General features: G+C 67.8%; 4 protein-coding genes. 3 read left to right on the forward strand and 1 reads right to left on the reverse strand.

Translation table 11 applies throughout. The features are described 5' to 3' along the window. From AC3AYF_RS20350 to AC3AYF_RS20360, 3 genes are all read left to right on the forward strand, one after another. The coding region (locus tag AC3AYF_RS20350) for a carbon starvation CstA family protein (RefSeq protein ID WP_487780299.1) at window positions 1–634 on the forward strand (634 nt) is incomplete at its 5' end. Further along, window positions 621–917: a cory-CC-star protein gene (locus AC3AYF_RS20355; RefSeq protein WP_487780300.1), complete on the forward strand. Its 297-nt coding sequence runs from the start codon at window positions 621–623 to the stop codon at window positions 915–917. The genes AC3AYF_RS20350 and AC3AYF_RS20355, both read left to right, overlap by 14 nt. Window positions 918–946: 29 nt before the next feature. Next, window positions 947–1888 carry an ArsA family ATPase gene (locus tag AC3AYF_RS20360; RefSeq protein WP_487780301.1) on the forward strand — a complete coding sequence of 314 codons (942 nt, stop codon included), beginning with the start codon at window positions 947–949 and terminating at the stop codon, window positions 1886–1888. On the opposite strand, the gene AC3AYF_RS20365 is transcribed toward AC3AYF_RS20360, so the two are convergent. After that, window positions 1885–2185, reverse strand: a 301-nt coding sequence (locus AC3AYF_RS20365; protein WP_487780302.1) for a sodium:calcium antiporter, incomplete at its 5' end; no start/stop codon positions are given. The genes AC3AYF_RS20360 and AC3AYF_RS20365 overlap by 4 nt on opposite strands.

The following is a 2185-nucleotide window of genomic DNA, read 5'->3' on the forward strand; positions in this document are numbered from 1 at the left end:
TTCCGCGGCCGGCTCCAATGGCCTGGGTTCGTTCGTGCGGGGCGCCGGACAGCTCGCCGGCAATCTCGGCATTCCCGAACACGTGGGGTCGACGCTGATCGCGGTGATCGTGGTGAGCTTCGCCGCCACCACCCTGGATACCGCCGTGCGCCTGATGCGTTACATCATCGCCGAGCTGGGTAACGAGTACGGCATGCCGGTCATCGCCCGCAAGCACGTCGCGACCAGCATCGCCGTCATCACCAGCGCCGCGCTGGTCATCCTGCCGGAAGGTCCCAACGGCTTCGGCTCCGGCGGCTACCTGCTGTGGCCGCTGTTCGGCACCAGCAACCAGTTGCTGGCCGGCATCACGCTGATGCTGATCTCGGTATGGCTCAAGCGCCAGGGCCGCCCGGTGATCTTCACGCTGGCCCCGATGCTGTTCCTGCTGGTCATGACGCTGTGGGCCATGGGCCAGCAGGTGATCTTCACCTGGTCGGGCTTCGGCGACGCCGACCGCAACTGGCTGCTGTTCATCTTCGGAAGCCTGATCATGGTGTTCACGCTGTGGATCCTGCTCGAGGCGTCGCGCAGCTTCCGCCAGGGCGACACCGCCACACGGCAGCCATCGCTGAGCTCCGATGAGTCGCCATGACCGGAAGGGTTCCGCGATCGCCCTGTGGCGATCGCGGATACACCGAGCAATCCAGGGGTACGACGCGGTCCTGAGCCTGCCTCACCGGCGGGAAATCGCCCGGGAGCTCCAGGATGAGGAGGACCTCTTCATGCTGCTGTGCTTCTGCGACATGATGGGGATTCCCAATCCCGTCAGCGACATGACCCTGGAACTCTACCCGCACATGCTCGACCGCTTCCACGAGTGGCACACTCGCCAGGGCATGCCGCGTTCGCCCCTGGCGGGCTTCCGCTGCTGCTAGGCGGGCGCATGTCCCACGAGGAACCACTCATGGCCAAGAGCCTTTTCTTCGGCGGCAAGGGCGGCGTCGGCAAGACCAGCTGCGCCACCGCCTATGCGCTGAGCTACGCGGCGGCCGGCTGGCGGACCCTGCTGGTCTCCACCGACCCGGCCCACAACCTGGCCGATCTGTTCGGACGCTCGCCAGGCCCGAGGCCCACGCGCATGCAGCCCGGCCTTGACGTCGTCGAACTCGATCCCGACCACGAAACCCAGCGCTACCTGGAACAGGTCAAGGCTACGCTGCGCCCCCTGGTCAGCGGCGAGCGCAGCGCGACCGTGTTTCGCCAGCTCGACCTGGCGCGACACGCGCCCGGCACCGAGGAAGCCGCCCTGTTCGATGCCCTGGTCGGCCTGCTGCTGGATACCGGCGAGGCGTACGACCGGCTGATCTTCGACACCGCGCCAGGCGGCCACACGGTTCGCCTGCTGGCGCTACCCGAGATCATGGGCGCCTGGGTGGAGGGGTTGATGCAACGCCGCCGCAAGGTGCGCAGCGACTACAAGGCGTGGCTGGGCGACGGCGAGGTGGTCGACGACCCCATCCAGGAGACGTTGATGCGCCGCCGCGGCCGTCTCGCCGCCGCCCGCGAGCACCTGACCTGCCCTGCGCACTCGGCGGTGATCCTGGTCGCCAACCCGGAACGTCTGCCGGCCCTGGAAACCGCGCGCACCCGCGAGCTGCTCGAGAGCCACGGCCTGCACGTCGGCGCCGTGGTGATCAACAAGTGCCTCCCCGCCGAGGTCGACAGCCAGTGGCTCGCCAACTGGCGGGAGGAGCAACGCCCCTGGATCGAGCATCTCGAAGCCTCCTTCCCCGACCGCGCGCGCATACGCATCGACCACCAGTCCCACGCGCCGGCTTGCTGTGACGATCTGGCGCCTCTCCAGGCAGCGCTGAGTGGGCTGGCCCCCTGGCACGCCCACGCCTAGCGCATGCCGATCACGCTGTAGACCAGCCACGCGGTGTAGGCCACGAAACTGGCCAGCAGCACGGTGCCCTCCAGGCGATTGATACGTCCCTGCCCCTTGATGCCGATGCCGAATACCAGCAGTGCCAGCGTCAACGCCGCCATCACCGGCCAATCCCGGACCAGTACGTCGGGATCGACGTCGCTGGGAGGTATCATGCCGGCCAGGCCGACCACCGCCAGCGTGTTGAACAGGTTGGAGCCCACCACGTTGCCGATCACCAGGGCGTGCTCGTTCTTGCGCACCGCGCTGATGGAG

The organism is Salinicola sp., assembly GCF_982684285.1.

Excerpts from the sequence above, each read along its gene's own strand:
- AC3AYF_RS20355 (WP_487780300.1), top strand. The coding sequence starts at position 621 with ATGAGTCGCCATGACCGGAAGGGTTCCGCGATCGCCCTGTGGCGATCG.
- AC3AYF_RS20360 (WP_487780301.1), top strand. The coding sequence starts at position 947 with ATGGCCAAGAGCCTTTTCTTCGGCGGCAAGGGCGGCGTCGGCAAGACC.